This window comes from Micromonospora inyonensis, assembly GCF_900091415.1.
GTDB classification, from domain to species: domain Bacteria; phylum Actinomycetota; class Actinomycetes; order Mycobacteriales; family Micromonosporaceae; genus Micromonospora; species Micromonospora inyonensis.
Genome location: NZ_FMHU01000002.1, coordinates 1,332,565 through 1,355,786 on the forward strand (window position 1 = coordinate 1,332,565; position 23,222 = coordinate 1,355,786).

Consider the following 23,222-nt stretch of genomic DNA (forward strand, 5'->3'; position numbering starts at 1 on the left):
CTCGCTCTCCCGAGGATGGACGCCCTGACGCGGGATGTCCTTACGGCTGCGCGCACAGTCGTTCAGTCTGCGTGCACTCTCATGGTCTGCTGGCGGAACTGGCGCGGGGAGAGGCCGTAGGCGCTGCGGAACGCCTGGCTGAAGTGCGCGGGGCTGGTGAACCCCCACCGGGCCGCGATCGCCTGGATGGAGCGGGCACACAGGCGGGGGTCGCCGAGGTCGCGCCGGCACTGCTCCAGACGTTGCTCGCGGATGTAGCCGGCGACGGTCCGCCCGTCCTGCCGGAACAGCTTGTGCAGGTAGCGCAGAGAGACGTGGTGCGCGGAGGCGATCGCGTCCGGAGTGAGCCGCGTGTCACCCAGGTGGGTCCGGATGAAGGCCCTGATCTGCGCCGTCAGTGCGCGCTGCCGTGTGGGGGGCGGCAGCACGTGCTCGGTTTCCAGCGCGTGGGCGAGCGCGGTGCCGAGCACCTCGAGGGTGAGGGTGGACAGCCGCAGGGCGTCCGAGGGACCCAGCTCGGGCATGCGCTCCGCGAGGTGCAGGAGGAACTGCGACGTCAGCGCGCCGACGCCCTGATCACCCGGGATGCGCACCGCGGTCAGTCTCCGCATGTCCTTCCGGGGGAGCAGCAGGAGCGAGCGCGGGGTGTGCAGGAGCAGGACGCGGCTGCGCGGAATGTGCGGTGCGGGCTCGATGCGGTACGGACGCGAGGGGTCGAGGAGAACCAGGTCCCCGCCGCCCACGTCCGCGCTTCGGCCGTCCTGTGTCACCGTGCCGCCGCCGCGGATGGTGCAGACGACCTCGAACACCTCCGGATCGGCCTGGCGGATGAGCTTGGGCGTGCGGTGGAGCGAGTGCGGCATCACGGTCGCCAGGGCCACCCGTACCGGGCCGAACGAGCTGAAGCCGGCATGCGCCCAGAACCGGTTCGCCACACGTGGGTCGCAGCGCAGGTCATAGGGCACGGAGAGCTTCGAGATCACCTCGCGCCAGTAGGTGAACCGTTCCGCCGGGGGGACCTCGTCGGTGCTGACCACGTCCATGGCTCCATGGTGTCGCGCGTCGGAGCATCACCACCAGCACAGAAGCCGACACGCGGTGTGCGCCTCGGTCGGCGCCCGGCGGTCGCGCCGGCAGGAGCGGGGGGCGTCGCGGCGGGCACACCGGTCGCCGTCGGATGGTGCGAGGCTGGATACGGTCGCCGTCGCCGGAGGCGGTGCCCGCAGTGGAGGGTGCGATGGCCGAGCCACCGACCGGGGCCTCGTCGGGCAGCGCGCAGGCGCACGGCCGGCGTGCCAACCGGCGTAGCTACCACGACGGCGCGCAGGTCAACGGGTACGTCGACGACCCGTACCACCGGGTCCGCCGGGCGGTCGCGGCCCGGCTGATGGTCGACGGGGTCCTCGGCGCGGGGCCGGTGCTGGAGCTGGGCAGCGGACCGTGCAGCCTGGTCGACCCGACGGAACTGCCCGTGCCGCTCGTGGTGGCGGACATGGCCGAGGCCGCGCTGGACGCGGCCCGCCGGGCCACCGCCGGTCGGGCGCTGCCGGTCTGTCTGGACGCCACCCGTGGCCTGCCGTTTCGTACCGGCAGCTTCGCCGGGCTGCTGACCGGTGAGCTGATCGAGCACGTCTACGACCCGGTGGCGCTGCTGCGGGAGTGTCACCGGGTCCTCGCCCCGGGCGGGCTGCTGGTGCTCACCACCCCGAACCTGGCGACCGTCCAGGACCGGCTGGCGTTCCTCGCCGGCCGCGCGCCGCGCCAGGTGGATCCGCTGCACCCGTACCTCTGGCTGCACATCCGGCCGTTCACCGCGTCACTGCTGCGGCGGGTGCTGCGCCGGGCCGGGTTCGCGCCGCTGGCGCTACGGTCGAACCACGTCGGGTGGCGGCTGCCCGGCGGGCGCTGGGTGACCTCCCGGCTGCTCGCCCGGGTCGCGCCGGGGCTCGGCGGGTCGCTGATCTGCGCCGCCCGGCGGCTGGGCGACCCACCGTCGCGCCAGGACACGGGGCTGCGGAACAACGCGTGATCACCATATTGACAAAGGGTTATCATGGAGGTTCCGTCGTCGACCGGGGGACGTCATGGCCGGCCTCTTCACCTGGGTCGTCAAGAATCTCGACGCGTTCATCGGGCTGCTCCTGGCCCTGATCGTCGCGATCCTCGGGCTCAACAACGGCGTCAGCCAGGACGTGGTGAACAGCGCCACCCTGCTCATCCTCGGTGTGCTCGCCCAGGCGGTGCTGCGCGACCGGCTGCGCCGGGAGACCGCCGAGCGCGAGGTGCGGCAGGCGGTCCGGGACACCCGCGACCGGCTCGCCGAGCTGGTGCCGCAGATGCAGGAGATCACCGGACCGGAGGGGGCGCTGAACCGGGCCCGGGAGGCGATCGACAGCGTCTCCATGGTCCGGGTCCTGCACGGCAGCGAGGTCGGGCAGGCCCTGGCCGAGGCCCGCCGGCACACCGATCGGTGGAACTTCAAGGGCGGCACCGGCACCTACACCCGGGCGGTCACCCTGCCGGAGTGCCTGGAACACGCCCGCCAGCGTAACGCCACCCTGCACTTCGCCATCGAGATCATCGACCCGACCGACGAGGAGGTCTGCGAGCGGTACGCACGGTTCCGGCGCAGCCTCCCCCCGGACGCGCCGGGCGAGCGGTGGACCGTCGACCGCACCCGCAAGGAGTCCTACGCGACCGTGCTGGCCGCCTGCTGGCACCGGCAGCGCTCCGGGCTGCTCACCATCGACGTCCGGGTCTCCGCGCAGATGACCACCTTCCGCTACGACCTCTCCTCGAGCTGCGTCATCATCACACAGGAGAATCCGCAGACCCCGGCGCTGAGGATCGACCGCAGGGAGCTCTACTACAACCGCTACAACATCGAGTTGCAGTACAGCCGTGAGCAGAGCCGACGGGTGCCCATCGAGGCTGCCGGCCAGGTCAGCCTCGACGACGAGCCCTCGGTGGAGCAGGTCCGCCGGCTGTTCAGCGCGCTCGGGCTGCCACTACCCCGGTCCTTCGGTGACCGCGAGATCGCCGACATCGTGAGCCGGGCCATCCAGGCGAGGAACCCGTACGCATGATGAGCTACGCCGACCTCGAACGTGAGATCGACCGGGGCACCCGGCCGGAGCTGCTCCGTGACTGGGTGCTGGACGTCCTCGACGACGTCGCCGAGCGGCGCCGGCCGTTGCGGGCCGTACGGCACCCGCTCGGCTTCACCTGCCTGCCGGTGAACCGCACCGGCGCCGACGGGATCTGCGTGCACGCCTGGCCGGCCGAGCCCCCGGCCGTCCGGCCGACCACGTCCACCATGCACTCGCACAGCTGGGACCTGCTCAGCCACGTGCTGCACGGGCGGATCCGCAACGAGTTGATCGAGGTGACCGAGGTGCCCGCCGACCCCGCCTGGCGGGTGTACGAGGTGCACAGCCGGGGCGACGTCGACGAGATGGCGGCCACCGACCGGCTGGTGACGGCGGCGCCCGCCACCGTGGAGACGCACTCCGCCGGCAACTCGTACGCGCTGCGCGCCGGTGGCTTCCACACCTCCGACGTGGACCCGGGGCAGCCGGCGGTGACCGTGGTGCTGGGGCGGGCCACGCCCGGCTTGTGCGACCTGAGCCTCGGCGCGGTGGACGGGCGCAGCCACCGGGTACGCCGTGATCGCTGCGACGCGGCGGAGACCGCCCGGACGGCGCGGGAGATCGCTCGACTGGTGGCACGGGGCTGAGGGCTGGAGGAGGCAGGGACGTGGAGCCGAGCAGACGCGGGCCGGACCTGCGGGACGCGCACCGGTTCGCGGTGGAAACCGCCCAGGCCGCCGGGCGGCTGTTGCGCCGGGGCGCCCGGGGCGACATGCGCGCCCGGGCCAAGAACGACTCCGGTGACCTGGTCACCGACCTGGACCTGGCCGCCGAACGGCTGATCGTCGACCGGATCCGGGCCCGCTGGCCGGAGCATGGCGTGATCGCCGAGGAGGGCGGCGAGTACGCCGCCGGCGACTCCTGGGCGTGGCTGGTCGACCCGCTCGACGGCACCAACAACGTGGCGATCGGGCTGCCCACGTACGTGGTCGGGATCGCGCTCTGCGACCGGGGCTCGCCGGTGCTCGGGGTGGTGCACGACCCGGTCGCCGGCCGGACCTGGTCGGCCGTCCGTGGCCAGGGCGCTCTCGTGCACGTGGACGGCCTGGCCGGCCAGCCGCTGCGTACGCCGCACCGGCCGGTGCCGGCCGCGCCGGTGCTGGCCTGGACCCAGGGACACGAGGTACGCCGGGACGACAGCACCGCCCGTGCCCTCAAGGTGGTGCTCGACTCCACCGCGCGGCGTGTGCTGCAACTGTGGGCGCCCCTGCTGTCCTGGGTGATGCTGGCCCGTGGCGACATCGACGGCATCGTCGGCTACCGCCCGGAGGCGGTCGACCTGCCGGCCGGGATGCTGGTGGCCGCCGAGGCCGGCATGGTGGTCCGGGCCCTCGACGGTGGTTGCTTCGACGACCGGTACGGGTGCCCGGCTGACCGGCGCAGCTTCGTCGCCGGCCCGCCGGAGACGATCGACCGGCTGGTCAAGCTGGTCACCGTGGCACAGTGGATCGAGCCGCAGGTCCGCCACCTCACGCCGATCAGCCTGGCCACCGTCGGCTGGTGAACGGCAACGGTGGACGGGCCCCGTGCTGGGCGTCGCCTCGGTGCGACACCGGCCGGTCAGGCTGACGGGGCGACCAGCAGGGCGGTGACGGTGGCGACGGTGCACAGGGCGGCGAGGACCGCGCTGGTGGCCAGGAAGCGGCCCAACGGGACCGTGACCCCGGCGGCCCGGCAGCGCTCGTACCAGATCAGCGTGGCCAGCGACGCCCACGGGGTGGCGAGCGGGCCGACGTTGGTGCCCACCAGCAGGGCCAGCAGTTGGGTGTGGTGGTCGGGGGCGATGACCGCCTCCCCGGCCACGTACGCGGGCAGGTTGTTGACCGCGTTGGCGAAGAGCGCGCCGACGGCGCCGGCCCGCAGTGCGCCCTCGGTTCCCGGGTCGCTGCCGATCAACGTGCCCATCACGGTGTCCAGCCCGTGCCGGCCGATGGTCTGCACCACCAGGAACAGCCCGATGACGAAGACCAGCAGCCGCCAGGGGACCAGCTGGAGTCTCAGGCTGCCCCGGGCGCGGACCGCGAACCCGGCGACCAGGATCGCGGCGGCCACCCCGGAGACGATCCCGATCTCGACCCCGGCGAGGATCCCGGCGACGAAGAGCAGGCAGGCCACGAGCGCGGTGCGATAGAGCACGGGGTCGGGCGGCACGTGCGGCGGCGGTGGCACGAACGGGTCGGCGCCGGCCCGCGCCGGCCGCCAGTACCACCACCAGAGCAGCAGCATGGTGATCGCGATGGCGACCAGTTGCGGCCACCACATCCGGGCCGCCCACGGCACCGGGGCCAGCCCGATCCGGTCGCTGGCCAGGATGTTGGTCAGGTTGGACACGGGCAGCAGCAGGCTCGCCGTGTTGGCCAGCCAGACCGTGGTCATCGCCAGCGGGATCGGCGGCACGCCCAGCTTGCGGGCCAGGGCGATCATCACCGGGGTGAGCAGGACGGCGGTGGTGTCCAGGTTGAGCGCGATCGTGGTCACCGAGGCGAACCCGACGCAGAGCCAGAACAGCGCGCCGAAGTTGCCCCGGGCGGTGATCGCCATCCGGGCGGCGAGCGCGTCGAAGACCCCGGCCACCGCGGTCAGCTCGGCCAGCACCACCACGGTGCCGAGGAAGGCCAGGATCGGCAGGATCCGGCGTACGGTGGCCTCGGCGTCCGCGCCGGGGAGGAGACCGGTGAGAACGCAGAGGACGCCGCCGGCGAGCAGCCCGATCGCGACCCAGTCGAGTACGTGCAGCCGGTCCCAGCGGGATCGGTCCGGTGCGGCCGACGGTGGCTCGCCGGTGGTCTCCACAAGGCACGATCCTCGCACACGGCCTCTCGCCCGAGCGGGCCGGACGCGACGGGTCGACCTCCCAGGGGGGCGACGCGTTGACGGTGGGTGGCCATAATGGCCAGGTGGCTGTAGGCACGCAACCGACCCGGTCCGACCGCCCGATCGACTTCTTCATCAGCTACTCGCCCGCCGACGAACGCTGGGCGACCTGGCTGGCGTGGGAGTTCGAGGCCGCCGGCTACCGCACCATGCTCCAGGCGTGGGACTTCGTGGCCGGCACCAACTTCATCGACTTCATGGACCGGGGGGTCCGGGAGGCCGCGGTCGTGGTGGCCGTCCTGTCCGAACGCTACCTGCACTCCACGTACGGCAAGCTCGAGTGGCAGGCGGCGCTGCGCGCCGACCCGGACGGCACCGGCAACAAGCTGGTCACCGTCCGGGTGGAGGACTGTCCGATCGACGGCCTGCTCGCCACCATCACGTACGTCGACCTGGTCGGGGTCACCGACCCCGCGCAGGCACGTTCCCGGGTGCTGGACCGGATCCGGGAAGCGCTCGACGGTCGCGCGAAGCCCGCCCGGCAACCTGCCTTCCCGCACCATCCCGCCGACCCGACCGGGGTGCTCTCCGCGCCCGTCGTCGGTCCGCCCGCGCCGCGCCGGTCCCGCCGTACGCCGATCAACCCGCCACCGTTCCCGCCCGCCTCGGTGGCCGTGCCGACCGCGCGGACGGCGCTGACCGTGCTCCAGGTGGCCGGACCACGGTTCGGTCGGGGCGTGATCGAGCCGGGCGCCCCGGTCACCCCCGGAGAGCTCCAGGAACACCTGATGGGTGACCTCACCCTGCTGATGAACGACGGCGTTCCCCGACCCGACCTGCTGGTGGTGGCGGGCAACCTGACCGAGTCCGGCAGCCCCCGCGAGTTCTCCGACGCGCTGAGTTTCCTCACCGGGCTGCGGGTGCTGCTCGGGTTGGAGCCGCACCGTCTGGTCGTGGTGCCCGGCCCGCGCGACGTGACCATGGCCGCGAGCCGCGCGTACTTCGCCACCTGCGAGGCGGACGACGTCGACCCGCAGCCGCCGTACTGGCCGAAGTGGCGGCACTACGCGCGGCTCTTCGACGACCTCTACCAGGGTCTCGAGTACCGGATCTTCGACAGCGAGCAACCCTGGACGCTGTTCCCGGTGCCGGACCTGCGGGTGGTGGTGGCCGGGTTGAACTCCACCGTCGCCGTCACCCACCGCGAGGAGGACCGGTACGGCTTCGTCGGTGAGGCCCAGTCCACCTGGTTCGCCCAGCGGTTGCGTCACTACCAGCAGTCCGGCTGGCTGCGGCTGGGCGCGATGGCGCACGTGCCCGGCCCGCGCACCCCGTACGCCGACGAGGTGGCGGTCCCGGACGGGGTGACGCTGCGCGACCGGGGATCGTTCAACCGCCTGCTCGGGCCGATGCTCAACCTGCTGTTCTCCGACGCCGCGCCGACCGGCGCCCGGGTCGACCCGGTGGTGCCGCTGGCCACCGCGTCCCGTGACGGCCGGGCGCAGGTGCTCCGGCTCGCCGCCGACGGGATGACCCGCTGGGTGCTCGGCCGCGACGACCGGCACGAGGTGGGCGAGCCGACGGTGGTGAGCTGGCCGCGGACGGAGGCGACGTTCGGGGCTGCCGGGCCGGCCCAGGTGCCCGACCCGCGGCAGCCCACCGCCGTCGAGGGGCCCACCCAGGACGCGCCGGCCACCCCGCCGGCCGTGGTCCCGGCGGCGCCGCTGGACCGACTGCTCGACCGGCTGGCCGAGGTCTGCGAGGCGCGGCACGACCGGGTGCTGGTCCGCCGGGTGCCGGCCGAACCGCCACACCTGTTCGTCACCTACCGCGCCGACGGGGTGGTCCGGCAGCAGCGGGTCGGGGCGTACGTCGGCACCCCGACCGCCCCCGACCTCGACCACTTCGCCCGGCGGGTGCACGCCACCGACCCGGACATCCCGTCCGAGCTGGTCTACGACGGCGACCGGGTCCCGCGTGGGCTGGCCGACCAGGCGCAGCGGCGCGGCGTACGGGTGCTGCACCTGACCGAGTTCCAAGGGCTGCTCGACCTGCGCGAGTACGTCGCCACGCAGACCGCCCGGCTACAGGCCGACCGGCTCTACCCGCCCGGCCAGTACGTGCCGCAGCGCTACCGCCACCTGGTCGGCGCCGACCAGCAGGTCCGCGAGGACGTGGTGGACGAGCTGCTCGGGCTGGCCTCCGCGACGGACGGCCGGTTCGTGCTGGTGCTCGGCGACTTCGGCCGGGGCAAGACGTTCGCGTTGCGCGAGGTGGCCCGCCGGCTGCCGACCGCCGCCCCCGACCTGATCCCGATCCTGGTGGAGCTGCGTGCGCTGGACAAGGCACACTCGGTCGACGGGCTGGTCGCCGCGCACCTGGCCAACCACGGCGAGCAGGTGATCGACCTCAAGGCGTTCCGCTACATGCTCCGGCAGGGGCGGATCGTGCTGCTCTTCGACGGCTTCGACGAGTTGGTGGCCCGGGTCACCTACGACCGGGCGGCGGACCACCTGGAGACGTTGCTCCAGGCGGCCGAGGGCAACGCCAAGATCGTGGTGAGCAGCCGCACCCAGCACTTCAAGACCAACTCGCAGGTGCTCACCGCCCTCGGCGAGCGGGTGGGCATGCTGCCGCACCGGCGGGTGCTGGCCATCGAGGACTTCACCCCCGGGCAGATCGAGGCGTTCCTGCGGCACCGCTACGGCGGTGACGAGCGGGCCGCCCGGGAGCGGATGGACCTGCTCGGCGGGGTCAAGGACCTGCTCGGCCTCTCCCGCAACCCGCGCATGCTGGGCTTCATCGCCAACCTCGACGAGGGACGGCTGGCCGCCGTGTCCGGTGCGGGCGGCACGTTCAGCGCGGCCGCGCTCTACCGGGAGATCCTGGAGTCCTGGCTGGACTTCGAGGAGCGGCGTACCCAGGGGGTGCCGGGCGTACCGGTCAGCCTGCGCCGCCCCGAGCTGTGGCAGGCGGTGAGCCGGTTGGCGTTCCAGCTCTGGGAGAGCGGGGAGTCGCACCTGCGCCTGGCCGAGCTGGCCGAGACCGCCGGGCAGCTGGCCGGGCTGGCGGAGTCCCGGCTCTCCGGACCGCAGGCGACGCACGCGGTGGGTGCGGGCAGCCTACTGGTCCGCACCGACGACGGCCTGTTCGGCTTCATCCACGCCTCCGTGATGGAGTGGCTGGTAGCCGCGGGGATCGCCGCGCAGCTCAACCAGGGTGAGGAGCCGTCGGCCCTGGCGACGCGCCCGCTCTCGGCGCTGGCCGTGGAGTTCCTCGGCGACCTCGCCGACCCGGCCCGCTGCACCGCCTGGACGGCGCAGGTACTCGGCGACGAGACGGCCGGCGAGACGGTCCGGGCCAACGCCTTGCGGCTCAGCGCCCGGCTGCGGCTGCCGGACCGGGCCGACCTGCGTGGCGCGGTGCTGCGTGGTGAGGACCTGTCGCACCGGGAACTGGCCGAGGCGGATCTGACCGGTGCGGACCTGACCGACACCCGCCTGGTCGCCACCAACCTGACCGGGGCCCGGCTGGCACACGCCCGGTTACGCGGCGCCCGCCTGGACCAGGCCCGCCTCGCCGGGGCCGACCTGCGCGAGGCCGAACTGGCCGGGGCCCGACTGTTCCGGACCGACCTGCGCGACGCGCGGGTCGCCGGCAGCAGCTGGCGCCGGGCCGCGCTGATCGACGTGAACGCCGACGCGGCGCTGCTGCGCGCGCCGGAGCTGCGTGGCGCGGTGGTCGCCCCGGGCCGTCCGGTGACACCGGGCCTGGCGCCGCCCGCCGTCGGCGTCTCGTACGGCTTCGAGGTTGGCCGGCTGCCGGTGCCGGCGGCGTACAGCCCGGACGGCGCGGTACTCGCCGTGGGCAGCGACGACGGGGGTGTGCTGATCTGCGACACGGCCACCGGCCTGCCGGTGCGGACCCTCCAGGGGCACCGGGGCCGGGTGTACGCGGTCCGCTTCGACGCCGCCGCGCACCACCTGGTCACCGGCGCTGCCGACCTCACCGTACGGCTGTGGGACGCCGACCACGGGGACGTGCGGCACGTGATCGAGGACGTCTTCGCCGGCTGGGTGTGGCCGCTGCTCACCGATGGCGCGCGGGGCCGGCTGGTGGTGGGCGACGCGGCCGGCGTGGTCCGGCTCTACGACACCCGCACCGCCCGGCTGCGCCAGGTCTGGCCGGGGCACGCCGCGCCCATCTGGGGCACCTCGTTCAGCCCGGACGGCCGGCGGGTCGTGGTGGTGGACAGCGCCGGCGTGGTCCGGGGCTGGGACATCGCCTCGGGTGACCTCGTCTTCGAGGTGCGGGAACCGGAGGTGGTCTACCGGGTGGTGCACACCCCGGACGGCCGGTTGCTGGTCGCCGTCGGCCAGCACGGCCGGGTGTGGATCCGCCGGGCCACCGACGGGGATCTGCTGCGCCAGCCGCGCGGCCACGAGGCCGACGTGTACGCCCTCGACGTGCACCCCGACGGCGGGTTGATGGCCACCGGCGACACCCATGGCGCGCTACGACTGTGGGACGTGGAGACCGGCCGCCCGGTCCGGGTGCTGGGCCGGCAGCGCGGGGCGATCTACAGCGTCCGGTTCAACGCCGACGGCACCGTGCTCGCCACGGCCGCCAGTGACGGCGCGATCCAGCTCTGGGGCACCGCGGACGGCCAGCTCCGGCACGAGCTGACCCGGCACCGCGGCTCGGTCTGGCCGGTGGTCTGGCGGCCGGACCAGAACCAGGTGGCGACCAGCAGCAACGACGGCACCACCCGGCTCTGGGACGCGCGGACCGGGCAGCTTCAGCACACCCTGCGTGGACACGGGCGGCGGGTCACCTCGCTGTCCTTCCGGGACGACGGCGAGGTGCTGGCCGCCTGCGGCAACGACGGCGTGGTACGGCTGTGGGAGCCGCGCACCGGGCGGCTGGTCCGGCAGCTCGCCAGTCCGGCCGACCGGCTGCTCTCCGCCGTGTTCTGCCCGGGTGAACCGTTGGTCGCCGCACCGAGCGGCGACGGCGGGGTGCACCTGTGGAACACCGACACCGGGGTCGACGAACGCGAACTGAACGTGGACACCGACCATGTCTGGGCGGCTGCGTTCAGCCCGGACGGCGACGCGATGGCCACCGCAAACGACGACGACACGGTCCGACTGTGGTACCGGCGTACCGGCCGGCACTTCGCCACCCTCGCCCCGCACCGCGGCCGGGTCCGGGCGGTGGCGTTCAGCCCGGACGGCGAGACCATCGCCACCGGCTGCGACGACCAGCTCGTCCGGCTCTGGGACGCGGCCACCGCGACCTGTCGCCGTACCCTGGAGCAGCACACCGACCGGGTGTACGCGGTGTGCTTCAACAGCGAGGGCACCCTGCTCGCCAGCGCCAGCAACGACGGCACCGCCGTGGTGTGGGACGCGCTCACCGGTGAGCGACGCACGGTGCTCACCGAGCACACCGGCCGGCTCTGGTCCTGTGCGTTCAGCCCGAACGGCGCGCTGCTCGCCACCGCCGGCGACGACCTGATCATCCGGCTGTGGGATCCGGGCACCGGCCGGCTGCACGGTACCCTCGCCGCGCACACCCGGCGGGTCTGGTCGGTGGCGTTCAGCCCGGACAGCAGCCTGCTCGCCAGCGCCGGTGACGACGGCACCGTCCGACTGTGGGACGTCGCGGACCCGGAGCACGCCCAGTTGCGCACCACCCTGATCGGCCTGCCCGACGGCTGGGCCGCGGTCAGCCCGGACGGGCGGTACAAGCTGGACGGTGATCCAGGCGGTCAGTTCTGGCACGTCATCGGCACCTGCCGGTTCGAGGTGGGGGAGTTGGACCCGTACCTGACGCAGGTGCGCCGCCTGTCGGTGGACGCCCCGTTCTGAGGACCGGCCGTGAGCTGGCCACCATCGGGTGGTCGGCTCCCCGACGGTGGGGCGATGGGCGGGTGGGGCGGGCCGTACAGTGTGCCCCACCCCTAACGAGGAGAGTGCCGTGACGCAGCCACCGGCGCCCCGACCGTCCCCCGAGGACTCCGGCGGCGGCACCATGCCGCCGTACCTACTGGCCATGCTGGCGAACGCGGAAGTCCCCGGTGCCGTTCCCTGGCCGGAGGGCCAGCCCGCGTGGGCGATCCCGGTCGACCTTCCGCCCGGCACCCGCGGGTACGCCGTGTTCATCCCCCTGGTGCCGGTGGCCGGCTCCGGGCCGGTGACCACGGACCCCTCGGCCGCCGCCGGGGCGACCACGAGCGGGCCGCCGGTGCCGAAGCCCACCACGAGCGGTCCGGCCGCCACTCCGGCCGCCAGCACCACACCGCCGACAGCGGGTACGACCGCGTCGGGCCCGGCCCCGGCCGGCGCGGCGCGGCCAGGGCCGACGTCGACGGTGGACACGCCACCCGCCGGTGCTCCGGCGAGCGCGTCCGGCGGATCCTCGGCAGCGTCGGCCCCGGCGGCACCGGTCGCCGCGCTCCTTGGTGCCCCGGCGCCCGCGGGCACCCGGGCGGCCACCGCGTCCGGCCCTGGCGGCCCTCCGCCGCCCGCCACGGCACCCACCACCTCCGGCAGCACGCCGCCCGCTCGGACGTTCGGTCCTCCGGTGCACCTCGTCGCCGTCGGCGGCCGGCCGGGTGTTCCGACGTACCCGGGGTTGGCCGGTGGCTTCTACCGGCCGAAGCCGCCCGGACCGTCGTTCCTCCAGCGGTACTGGCCCGGACCGAAGCCGGCCCGTGGGCGGGCGGTGCCTGCCGCCGTCGGTGTCGGCGCGCTCGGGCTGGCGTTCTTCGTGCCGCTGAGCCGCACCGGGATCGGGTGGTTCCTCGGCTGGCTGGCGGTGACCGTGGCGGTGGTGTTCGCGGTCCGGCGGGCGGTGGCCGAGCTGCCGCGCAGCGAGCGGTGGGTTCGGGCCGGCTGGGCGGGGGCGGCGTTGGCGCTGCTGGCGGTGCCGGCGTTCCGCAACGCCTGGTGGCTGGTGACGTTCTGCGTCCTGGTCGCGCTGGGCTGCGCGGCGCTCGGCGTGGTCGGGGGTCGGCGCATCCGGTCGATCCTGTTCAGTCTGGTGGCCGCGCCGACCGCGGCGTTCCGGGGACTGCCCTGGGTACGCGCCCACTTCCGGTCCCCGGCCGACCCGGGGTTGCTCCGTCGCGTGGTCGGCCCCTGGTCGCCGCCGCTCGCCCCGTGACACGGCCTGCTGACCAGACGGTGGCGGCCCCCGACGGACCGGAACCCGGCGACCACACGCGACGGGACCCCCTGTCCGGCCTCGCTCGGACGCGGGCCCCGCCGCCGACCGTCCGTCCGGTAGACGGCCCGGACGCCAGGCGGGTCAGGGGCTACCGCCTCGCCGGATGCCCAGCGGGCGGGGCTTCCGTGGTGCGTATCTCGATGTTGCCGACGACCCAACGGATCCCGTCAGGTCCGGCAACCCGGATCACGGCGACCGCGGTGAGCTGATGTCCCGGCGTGCCGTCACCGTCAGCCGATTCGAGGGGGGTACCGAACCGGATGATCTCGCGCCGCTGCCCGTAGCCGCCCGCGCTCTGATCCTGAGCCGCCTCGACCCCGCCGAGCGGCACCGTGGGTCCGCCGTAGTTGTTGCCGTCACGAGTGAACGGGCTGGTGTGGCTGAATCCGAACGTCGGGGTCACTGACGAGTTGACGGTCGTGGTGAAGGTGTCGGTGTTGGCGTAGACGGCGTCGATGGCCACGTTCCGACTGGTGCTCGTGGGCTCTGTCGCGTACAGCGAGAACTGGAGCGACACACCCGGGGCGCCGGCGCGGCCCAGCAGTCGGCCCACCGCGGCCGGCTCCAACATGGTGACCCTGCCTGAGCGGGCAAGCTGGGCCAGCCGGACAAAGATCCCCTCCGTGGAGCGGGAATTGTGCAACTGATCGTTGCCGGCAAGGGAGGGGTCGACGGTCCGGATCGCTTCGGCGAGTTGTGCCACGGCATCGAAGTCGTACACGGAGAACGCTCGGCTAGGCCGCCACGGCGCACCGGTCATCCGTGCACGAACGGCCGCCGGGACCTCCATGTCGACGGCGACCGCGTCGGTGGAAAGTACGACAAGTGTCGGGTCGGACGTGAACATCGCCGGCTGGACACGCCCCTCTTCGGCGGGCGGGTCCTGAGGTGTCTCTGCCTCGCCGAAACGCAACGTGACCAGGGCCGGGAAGGTCCGGGACGACTCGCCGACCGCGCTCACCCTCGGCAGGCCCCGCCAGGCCAGCCGGACCAGCCGACCCACGACGAGGAGCCCGTCGATCGCGGCCCGGCCCACGGCGACGATGAGTGCGTCGTTCAACGGCATCGATCGTACGGTCACGCCGAGCGTGTAGGGGACCCGGTCGAACTGGGTGGTGGAGCGGGTCCGTTGCCAGGTGCGGTACTCCCGTAGCGACGACGCGGCGTTCGTACGGCTGTGCTGTGTCGCGATCGCGAGGGGCGATTGCGACTGGTGGTCTTCCTGCTTGGCCACCGGCGAGAAGGCCAGCTTGTTGCCGGTGGCGCGGGTGACGCTTTGTCTGCTCGCGCCGGCGATCCGCAGGGATCCGCCTTCACCGGACGAGTGGGCCAGGACGGTGTCCAGCCCTGCGGTGGCGGAGGTTCTCCGGCCGCGCAGTCCCGCGAGCTGGGCGGCAGTCTGTGCGGGCTTGGCACTGAGCTCCACCTCCACCAGTCGTGGCCCGAGCCACGACCGGTGCACGAAGTGGAAGGATGCGCGGCCCGCGGGGCCAGCGTTGATGAGTGTGCGCAGAGCGAGCGGGGCGCTGTGGTCGGCGATCCGCGACAAGGCGCCAGGCAGGTAGGCCGAATGGCCGGGACGGGTCACCCCCGGCGCCTGCGCCTCGACGAGGGCACGGATACCGTCGCGGAACTGCGAACGCGAACCCCGAGGTATCACTGCGGTGGCCACGCCGAAGCCGAGCTCCCCGCCGCTACGAACGAACCAGTGGGGAAGCATCCGGTCGGCGGGTTCGGCAGGGCTCTCGGGGCCGGCCTGCGGGAGCCCGGGGATTCGCCGCAACTCCGGATTGGTGAACAGGTCGTTCTCGGTGAGGAGGAACTCCACGGCCTCGGGCAGTTCCACCGCGAGCTGTTTCTCGAAGAACGGGCTGCCGGAAAGGGTCCCGGCCACCACGTTGCGGCTGCCTTTCGTTACGGTGATGATGTAGATCGCCTTGGCCTTGAAGCGGAACATCGAGACGTCGTTCTCGGTCGTCACCCGGAACGCCGTCGTGTTGTCGCTGAACGTCGTGCGGGCGTCCTCGACGGTGCCGTAGGTGTACGTCCCTGACGGAACGAACTGCGTGTCACTGCCGTAGGTGCCGGTCAATGTCGTCGGCACTTCGTACCGGACGCTACTCTCTGCCGACTGCGACGACCCGTCAGAGGACTGCAGCCAGCTTTCCATGTCGATGGTTCCTGGCGGGGGCAGGGCCTCGACGTCGATGAGATAGCCCTCGACCGTCACCGATACGTCGGTACCCCACACCATGCCGTGCTCGCCGATGTTCTCGGACGCGTACTGGTTGTTGAAGACCTGCAGGGCGTTGGCTGCCAGATGGTGGGGCGACACCGCAGCGTGTGCCACCTCCTGGCCCATGCTCTCCGGAAGGCTCAACGACTCCCCGAAAACCCGTCGCTTCGCCCACGTCCATGCACCCGCCACCATTCCGCCGAACCACAGCGGCGCACGACCTGCATGGCCCGAAGGCGCGGCCGTCTGGTCGTCGGCGACCGGCTCGTTCTCCCGCGCCTCCACCGGCCCGGTCGCCTCGTCCGGAGGGAAGGCGCCGGGCATGGCTGGCAGTCGATCCTCCCGCGCCGGTCCAGGACGCGTGCGCGCCTGACCGGAGTCGGTCTCGGCGGAGTCCGGCGGCGACTCCGTAGTCTGCATCTCGATGTCACCCGCGACCTGCGGCGGCAAGGCCGCATCGTCCACCGCGAGGGTGCTGGGCATGGCAGTGCTCGAAGCGGCGGACTGTTCTGCAGCCGCAGCGGTGCGGCGTACGGCCCCGATGAGGTCGCGGACCACCGCACGGATCGGTTGGCTGCCCTCCACCCGGTCCACAAGCGCCAACTCCGGCAGGCGCAGCACTCCGTTCCGGTAGACCGCATCACCGCCCGGTTGGTTCAGGCTGGCTCGATCCTGGTCGGTGACCGCACGAGGTGCGGGCATCTGGTACGGACTGATCTCCACCGGGCGTGCGAGAGTGCGGTATGTGGGCACCGCCAACGCGAACGTCCCGTCGACGCTGCTCGGCTCGGGCGTATGACCGTAGCTCCACGACATCTCCATTCGTAGCACCACCGGCACCTCGAAGGTGTGCGACCCGTCGGCGCTCGGGCTGAGCGCGTACAGCTCCTGACCGAAGCCGATGCTGCTTTCCGTGATCGTGGCAGGGTGGGAGGCGCGGTTGGCTCCGCCGGAGATGCTCTGCAGCGGCCTGTCGTCATCGTTGCGATCGAGTGGATTGGAGTACGAACCCACAACGCCTGCGTTCCACCCGAACGGAGACCGGGATCGCTGCTCGCTGGCTGGACGATTCGAACCGGTCCAGTTCCTCGTCTGGATGTCGGGCAGGAACAGATGGTGGCTGGCTCCTCCCTCGGGCTCGTCGGTGAAGCGGCGCTCCGCGGACAGGCGTAGTTCGACCCGGTGGATCTCACCGCTGACCGGCAGTTCGAACACGATCAGATAACCGCCCTCGATCATTTCGTCCACGGCGCCGCGCAGCCCCACACCGGACCGTGCCAGATCAAGTTTGCGAACGTTTTCCAAGCGCTGGATCCGGGTCGCCTCGTCAGTCAGTTTGTCCGTCAGGGACGGGTCGCCGGCCGGTGGCAGGAAGCCCTGCTCTCTCAGCCAGGTCTCGGCCGACGCGAACAGCGGCTCGGCACCCGTGACCCGCAGCGGTGTGGTGGAGACGCCGAGCGAACGCATCTGCGCGATCTCCGGCGGGAGGTGACGCGGCGTGGTCGGCTTCGTGACGGTGTCCGCCGACGGCACGCGCAGAATCGCCCGGTGCGGCGCGCCGGACCACCCCAGGGGGGTCGACGGATCGGGGCGGACCGCAGCACCGTCCGCCTGGACGAGTTCCACCGCGAAGATGACATCGACGGTTTGCGGAATGAGCGGCGATCTCGTCCGTAACGAGTGCGAGGTACGCGCGCCACCGCCTGACCTCAGCGTGTGCGATACCTGATGCCGCGCACCGAGTTGCCCCCGGACAGTTCCACCGGTCGGCTCGATCCCCGTGACAGGATCGGCGGGCACAGTCGACATGCCGAAGCTCACGGAGCCGTCGACGCCGACGGCGTTGGTGACCTCGGTGGAGCCTTCGACACGCAGGATTCGCAGCACGTGCGACTCCAGCACGGCATCCCGCGTCGCGGGGCCGGCGACTTCCCGCGCGTGCAGGCTCGCCCGCACCCGCAGGTAGCCGATCACCGAACCGTCTTCTCTGAACAACAGCGGCGAAGGATGGCTTCCCGCCCACATCAACGGGATGTTGGCGCGCAGGCTGTATTCGCCGAAGAACTCCTGCAGGCCACGTCTCGACGCCTCCGACAACGCCCTGAGGTGCGGCCGGAACGACGCCATGACGTCGCTGAGGATCCGGTCGGCGTTCGGCACCGACTGCACCCCGAACAAGGGCACGTCGTTGCGCAGTGTGTCCAGCCGCGCCGGCCGGAGCTGCTCCGTGTTCGCGGGTGGGATCTCCACGACATGCTTCGGAAACCACACCGTCAGCCGTTCGGCTGGCGGGGTCAGGCCGCTCCACGGGCGGCTCACATCGTCACCCACGCGGATCTGCCAATGCATCCGATACGTGTACGGCCAGGAATGCTCACGACTGCGCAGTATCGTCAGCGCCTGCACTCCGCCGGTGACGGTCACCGAGGTCGACATCTGGTTGTACGTGACACTGGGCTGCACCGTCAGCACCGCCCGCCGCAACTGACCGTGGTTCTCGATCGGCCATCGGTGCGAGTACGAGAGAGGGAGATTCATAGATCGAAGATCGGAGGCGGTCGCGGTCTCGGCCACCTCCCATCCGCCGCACGCCCAGCGCTGGAACGAGACCGGCGGGCCGTCGCGTAGTTGCTCGATACCGGGATCCGCGGCTGTCGCGTCGCGTAGCACCACCCGCAGCCAGATCTGTTGCCCGCCATCGGCGGAAATCGACAGCGGTAGTCCCGATTCGCTACGCACCCGTGGCCACTCCGCCGACAGGTACGTCGCGGTAAGCCGCCGATCGAGCCGAGTGCCGAAGGCGGCTTGCGTTCCCCGAGCGCCCGCCGCCGCCTTCACGTGCTCACGCAGCCACTCGACAACGCTCTCCGGCACAGGCGTGACGTGCTCGAGTCCCTGCGTCCCGTCCAGCTGTGACCCGTATCGCCGTACCGCCTCGGTCATGCCCCCGGGCGCAGGGTCGGGTGCTGGCACCTGTGCGGACGTGTCGATCTGCGGGACGACAGGCTGCGGTTCGATCGGCCGCGCAGCTTTCAGTGGTGACTCCGTCTCCTGTCGCACCAGATCGTCAACCACCCACTGGGGGTGCTCCGTGCGCACACCACCGGAGGCCAGTGCCGGAGCCTGCTGACCGGTCTGCTCCTGCGGGTCTTCCTTGCGGTCCAGTACCGTGCGGGCCACCTCCCGCTCGCCGGCCCGCTGGGCCGTGAGCTGCTCGGCAGCCTCCCGCGCCGCGTCCTCCTGCCCAATCCGCTCCGCCGCCTGCGCTTCGTCACCGGTGGAAGGTGCCTGCGGTGCGGGTACCGGGGGCATGGCCGCGTGGGGATCGGCCTGTTCCGCCAGGGCGTCCAGCGCCGAGGACAGTTCGTCCCGCGCTTCGAGGAGGTCCCTTTCGACGGTATCGGCCGTGTTTCGGATGCCGGGCAGTTCCTGGTTCAGCCGTTCGACCTCTGGCCTGTTCCGAACCGGCGTCCCGTCCACGCCGGCCAGATTCGGACTCCGCACACCCCGGTCAGGAAACGCCGGATCAGGGCCAGACGGGTCGTCGTTCTCCGCTGGGTCGGATGGCTGCCTGGGGGAGTCGGCCGGGTCGCTGGGGTCGGTGGGGCTGGTGTCGGTCCGCATGGCTTGGGATGGGCCGCGTGGCGGGGTGGTGGAGGCGAGCAGGATGGCGTTGGGGTCGATGCTGGTCGTGGTGGTCGGCTGCGGGTGCGCGGTGGTGGGGTCGGGAAGGATGTCGGCGATCGTGGTGGGTCGCCCGGTGCTGTCGAACGCGGCGAGCCGGGTGCTCGAGGCGAACAGGTGCCGGAGCCAGGGGTCGCGTAGCGGGTCGGTCGGTTCGGGTCGGTCCTCGGCGCCGGGCACCAGGCCGTCGCGCACCTTGATCGTCGGTGGTCCGGATGGTTGTGGCTGGCTGTGGAGGGCGAAGACGTGTTGTGGCTCGTTGGGTGGTGCGGCCCTGACCACGACCATCGAGCCCGGTGCCGCCCGCAGCGCGGCGAGCACGTCCTCCGGGGTGACTCCGTCGGGGTGGGCGACGCGCTCGGGTGTCGCGTCGAGGATGTCCAGGAGTTGCCGCCAGGTCGTGGTGGGTGCGAGTCGGCCGTCGGGTCCCATGTTCCGGTCGTCGAGGACCGCCCGGTTGCCGGGCCGTCCGTAGGCGGTGGTGTAGGCGTCGAGGGTGGCCTGCACGCACCACCACCACGGGTCGCGGCTGTTGTCGGGGCCCACCGGGGTCTGCTCGATCCAGTCGGCGACCCGCCGCGCGGACTCGGCCGCCTCGACGGGCTGCCCCATTGCCGCGACGGGCTGCCCGGTTGCCGCGACCGCCGGCTCCGGTGCCGTGTTGGCCGGCTCGCGGCGTCCGCCCGGGTCGCCACCGACCGGCTCGTCCAGCGAGGACACGTTGCTGAACGAATCCCTGCCGCCGACATCGCGCCCGACCGGGCCGCCGCTGATCAACCCGTCCCGCGAGGAGGCGTCCCTGAACGGGTCCGTGTCCCTGAATTCGCGCTTGGCCGCCTCACCATTGTCCGACTCGTCGAGGGACGAGACGCCACTGACCGAATCCCCGTCGATGACGTCGCGTTTGACCGGGTCGCGGCTGATCGGCTCGTCCATCGAGGAGAGATCGCTGACCGTCATGATCTCGTCGCGGTTGGCCAGATCGTCCTGCGAGGAGAGGTCACTGACCGTCATGGTGTCGTTGAAGCTGCTGTCGCGGCTGAAGATGCCGTCGCTGGGGACGGAGAGTTCAGTGACCGACGTCTGGTCGCTGGCGTCGTGGTGGTCCGGCGTGCCGTCGGTGCGGGGGACGACACCACCCGGCACCGTACCGTGGACGCCGGCCGCATCCGGCGTGCCCGGCGCGCCCGGCGTGGCGGACGTGGCCGGCACACCCGGCGTGCTGGACGTGGTTGACGTCCCGGGCATGGCCGGCGTGCCGGGGGTGGCGGTGGCCTGGGCGAGTACCTGGTGGTATCCGTCGACCCAGTCCTGTCGGAAGGATCCGGCGAGGGTGTCGTGGTTGGCCGGCTCGACGCCGTACTCCTTCGCCAGGGCGGTGAACTGGGATTCCGCCAGGCTGGTCGCTGCTGCGGTGTGCTGCTCCGGGGTCACCGGCACCGTCGGCACGTCGGTGCGCCCGTGTGCCGGGGTGTCCGTGCCGGCTGGGGTGGCCTCCGGTGGGGTGGTGTCGGGGATGACCGCGGCCGTGAAGCGGGCGGGTAGGTCGGTGACCACCTGGCGGACCACGTCCGCCACGGCGTTGACCTGCGCGGCGTCCGGACCGGCCACCGCAGCCGACGGCACGGCCGACGGCACGGCCGACGGCACGGCCGACGGCACGGTGGACGGCATGGTGAGTGGTGCGGTGGGTAGTGGGTTGGTGCCGAGGATCGCGTCGAGGCTCCGGTCCACGTGGGTCCGCACGTCACGCGCGACCGCGGCGCGCACGGCGTCCGACGGCACCGCCGCCGCCCCGGCGGCCCCCGGCACGCCCGCGCCACCCGGCACGCCCGGGGTCCCCGGCGTACCGACGACCGCCGGCAGGGCAGCACCGCCCGGCACGCCAGCACCGCCCGGCAGGCCAGGGGCCCCCGGCACCTGAACGGCCCCGGGCAGGACCAGTCCGCCTTGCAGGGTGACGGGCGTCGGTGTGGCGGTGGTGAGGTACTGGTCGATGTGGTGCTGGGCGGCCAGATGCACGGCCGAGCGCAACGCCTGCCGGTCGAACTCCGCCGGCAACGCGGCGACGACCTGCTCCGGCCGTACCACCGCCGGGATCTGCCCGCCCGCCGGGATCTGCCCCGCGAGGGCTTCGGTGATGCGGGCGACGGCCTGGTCCCGGACCCCGAACAGGTACTGCTCGGTGAGCGCGGTGGCGGGTAGGCCGATCCGGAACAGGAAAGCGGGAACGGTCGGGTCGTTCTGCCGAGCGTCGGCCCACTCGGTGAAGACCTGCTCGACCGGCACGGGAAGCGCGGCCAGGAACTGCCGCGCCTGCCCCGTCCCGGCCAGGAGCCCACCGTAGTGGTCCACCAGTTCCCGCTGGAACCGCTGCCACTGCTCCACCACCGGCGCACCAGCGACCGCGACCCACTCCGGCACCGGTACCACCGGCACCGTCGGCGCAGCCGGCGCGGGCAGGTCCGGGGCCGGCCACGACGGCGCGGGCAGGTCCGGGGCCGGCCACGACGGCGCGGGCAGGTCCGGGGCCGGCCACGACGGCGCGGGCAGGTCCGGGGCCGACCACGACGGCGCGGGCAGGTCCGGCGCCGACCACGACGGCACGGGCATCGGTTCAGGCGCCGCAGGTGCCGGTGGCGACAGCGACGGTGCCGGTGGTGACAGCGCCGGTGCCGGCACCGGCGGGACGGGCACCGGGGCCTGACCGCTGGAGCCCGCACCCGCCGGATCGCCGACCTCCGGCTGATAGGCGGACGGGTCCGCAGTGACCGGGCTGGGCGGCGGCACCGGCGCGACCGGCCTGCCGTCGGCGGTGAAACCGGGACCGGCGGGCATGTTCCACCGGGGCCGGGTCGGATTGAACCCCAAACCGACAGCCACGCGACGCGCAGCGGCCCCGGCCCCGGACGCGCCCAGCTCACCCGACCCCGACAACGCCCCGGAAATCACGGCCATACCGAGACCGCCGGGGTCGTAGGTCCCGTCGACCATGTAGCTGGCGGCGATATCGCCGACCACCTCCAGGCCGACCTCCGACACCGGCACCATCCACAAACGGGTCAACAGGTCACGCGTGGTATCCGACACCCCGAACTTCGCCAGACCACCACCCACGACCCCCGCGAACCGGCCCAACGCCGGCCCGGCCGCCGTGGTCACACCCGCCACCGCCAACCCGTACAACGCCTGCTTACCGACCTGCGCCCAGTCGACCCCCGGCACCAGACCATCAGCCAGCATGCTGATCTGCGCCAACAACGACGACCCCGGCATGAACAACATCTGAATCGCCGTGCTGCTCGCCGCCGCCCGCACCATCGACGACCGCAGGATCGTCTGGATGATCGTCCGGGTCTTCACGATGTGCGCCGCCGCCTCCACCGGCAGGAAGAACGCCATCGCGAACGCGACCGCCAACTCCGTCATCATGAAGATGAACATGACCAGCGCCTGACGATCCGTCAGCTCCATCTGGTTCAGGAAGCCCCGCATCGCCTGAGCCAGGTTGACCTTCACGTCGGCGACCCCGTCCAACAACTCCACGAACGGGGCCGTCTGCGCCACGAACCGGTCGAAGACCTCGCCCTCTCCCGCCGCCCCAACCACCTTGATCACCTGGGCCAGCTCCGGAACCAACACGGTCCGCACCCGATCCGCCAACACCTCCAACGCGTTCAGGTCATACGCCAACCGCAGCAGATTCGACCGGTGCAACCGCATCCCGGTGAACGCCTCCAGGGCCTGCTTCGACGCCTCACTGAGCCCCACGGAAGGAACCGCGGCCTCCGCCATCGCCAACGCCCCCTCCCGCCCCGGGATCGGAGATACCCGGCGCGAATCAGCCATGCCGGCCGTCGCCCGGCCGCTCAGTAACCCACAATCCCCATCTGGAAGCTAGGATATTTGACGGGGTGTCAGCAAGCGATGCCGCGAGGAGGGCCGGCGATGAGCGAAGCACCAGCAGCCTGGGGCTCGGCAGGATTTGTGCCTGCCGGACGCCCTATCCGGGCAGCTCAGACGGCATGCTCGTACTTTCGAGGGGCTCCGCCGAGGTGGTCGCGTTGTTGGATCTCCACGTGAGCGAGCCCACTCCAATTCGGTGA

Annotated in this window: 9 protein-coding genes; 6 read left to right on the plus strand and 3 right to left on the minus strand. The window is 72.4% G+C overall.

Features of this window, described 5'->3' with window-relative positions; genetic code table 11:
* Positions 1 to 62 precede the first annotated feature (62 nt).
* Positions 63 to 1,043, minus strand: a complete 981-nt coding sequence (locus GA0074694_RS20680; protein ID WP_091460912.1) for an AraC-like ligand-binding domain-containing protein — start codon at positions 1,041 to 1,043, stop codon at positions 63 to 65.
* 194 nt (positions 1,044 to 1,237) lie between these two features.
* Here GA0074694_RS20680 and GA0074694_RS20685 point away from each other — a divergent pair, with 194 nt between their 5' ends.
* Genes GA0074694_RS20685 through GA0074694_RS20700 form a run of 4 tightly spaced genes read left to right on the plus strand, consistent with a single transcriptional unit; the run spans position 1,238 to position 4,653 of the window.
* On the plus strand, positions 1,238 to 2,029 hold the full coding sequence (locus tag GA0074694_RS20685) for a class I SAM-dependent methyltransferase (protein WP_091460915.1): 792 nt from the start codon (positions 1,238 to 1,240) through the stop codon (positions 2,027 to 2,029).
* Positions 2,030 to 2,084: 55 nt separating this feature from the next.
* Positions 2,085 to 3,086: a hypothetical protein gene (locus GA0074694_RS20690; RefSeq protein WP_091460918.1), complete on the plus strand. Its 1,002-nt coding sequence runs from the start codon at positions 2,085 to 2,087 to the stop codon at positions 3,084 to 3,086.
* Complete coding sequence (locus GA0074694_RS20695; RefSeq protein WP_091460920.1) at positions 3,083 to 3,736, plus strand: hypothetical protein; 654 nt, start codon at positions 3,083 to 3,085, stop codon at positions 3,734 to 3,736. Before GA0074694_RS20690 ends, GA0074694_RS20695 begins: the two co-directional genes overlap by 4 nt.
* 20 nt (positions 3,737 to 3,756) lie before the next feature.
* Complete coding sequence (locus GA0074694_RS20700; RefSeq protein WP_245714825.1) at positions 3,757 to 4,653, plus strand: inositol monophosphatase family protein; 897 nt, start codon at positions 3,757 to 3,759, stop codon at positions 4,651 to 4,653.
* A gap of 56 nt (positions 4,654 to 4,709) precedes the next feature.
* Here GA0074694_RS20700 and GA0074694_RS20705 read toward each other — a convergent pair whose 3' ends face one another.
* Entirely contained in the window at positions 4,710 to 5,942 is a 1,233-nt protein-coding gene (locus tag GA0074694_RS20705; RefSeq protein WP_091460924.1) for an ArsB/NhaD family transporter, read from the minus strand.
* 104 nt (positions 5,943 to 6,046) lie between these two features.
* Here GA0074694_RS20705 and GA0074694_RS20710 point away from each other — a divergent pair, with 104 nt between their 5' ends.
* Both GA0074694_RS20710 and GA0074694_RS20715 read left to right on the plus strand, forming a co-directional pair.
* On the plus strand, positions 6,047 to 11,836 hold the full coding sequence (locus GA0074694_RS20710) for a WD40 domain-containing protein (RefSeq protein ID WP_091460927.1): 5,790 nt from the start codon (positions 6,047 to 6,049) through the stop codon (positions 11,834 to 11,836).
* Between the two features lie 109 nt (positions 11,837 to 11,945).
* On the plus strand, positions 11,946 to 13,133 hold the full coding sequence (locus GA0074694_RS20715; protein ID WP_091460929.1) for a DUF4153 domain-containing protein: 1,188 nt from the start codon (positions 11,946 to 11,948) through the stop codon (positions 13,131 to 13,133).
* 151 nt (positions 13,134 to 13,284) lie between these two features.
* Here the strand turns inward: GA0074694_RS20715 and GA0074694_RS20720 are convergent, their stop codons facing one another.
* Positions 13,285 to 22,887, minus strand: a complete 9,603-nt coding sequence (locus GA0074694_RS20720) for a hypothetical protein (protein ID WP_091460931.1) — start codon at positions 22,885 to 22,887, stop codon at positions 13,285 to 13,287.
* Between the last annotated feature and the right edge of the window lie 335 nt (positions 22,888 to 23,222).

Bases quoted from the DNA above. Each gene is read 5' to 3' on its own strand.
- GA0074694_RS20685 (WP_091460915.1), top strand. From the start codon at position 1,238: ATGGCCGAGCCACCGACCGGGGCCTCGTCGGGCAGCGCGCAGGCGCAC.
- GA0074694_RS20680 (WP_091460912.1), bottom strand. From the start codon at position 1,043: ATGGACGTGGTCAGCACCGACGAGGTCCCCCCGGCGGAACGGTTCACC.
- GA0074694_RS20695 (WP_091460920.1), top strand. From the start codon at position 3,083: ATGATGAGCTACGCCGACCTCGAACGTGAGATCGACCGGGGCACCCGG.
- GA0074694_RS20690 (WP_091460918.1), top strand. From the start codon at position 2,085: ATGGCCGGCCTCTTCACCTGGGTCGTCAAGAATCTCGACGCGTTCATC.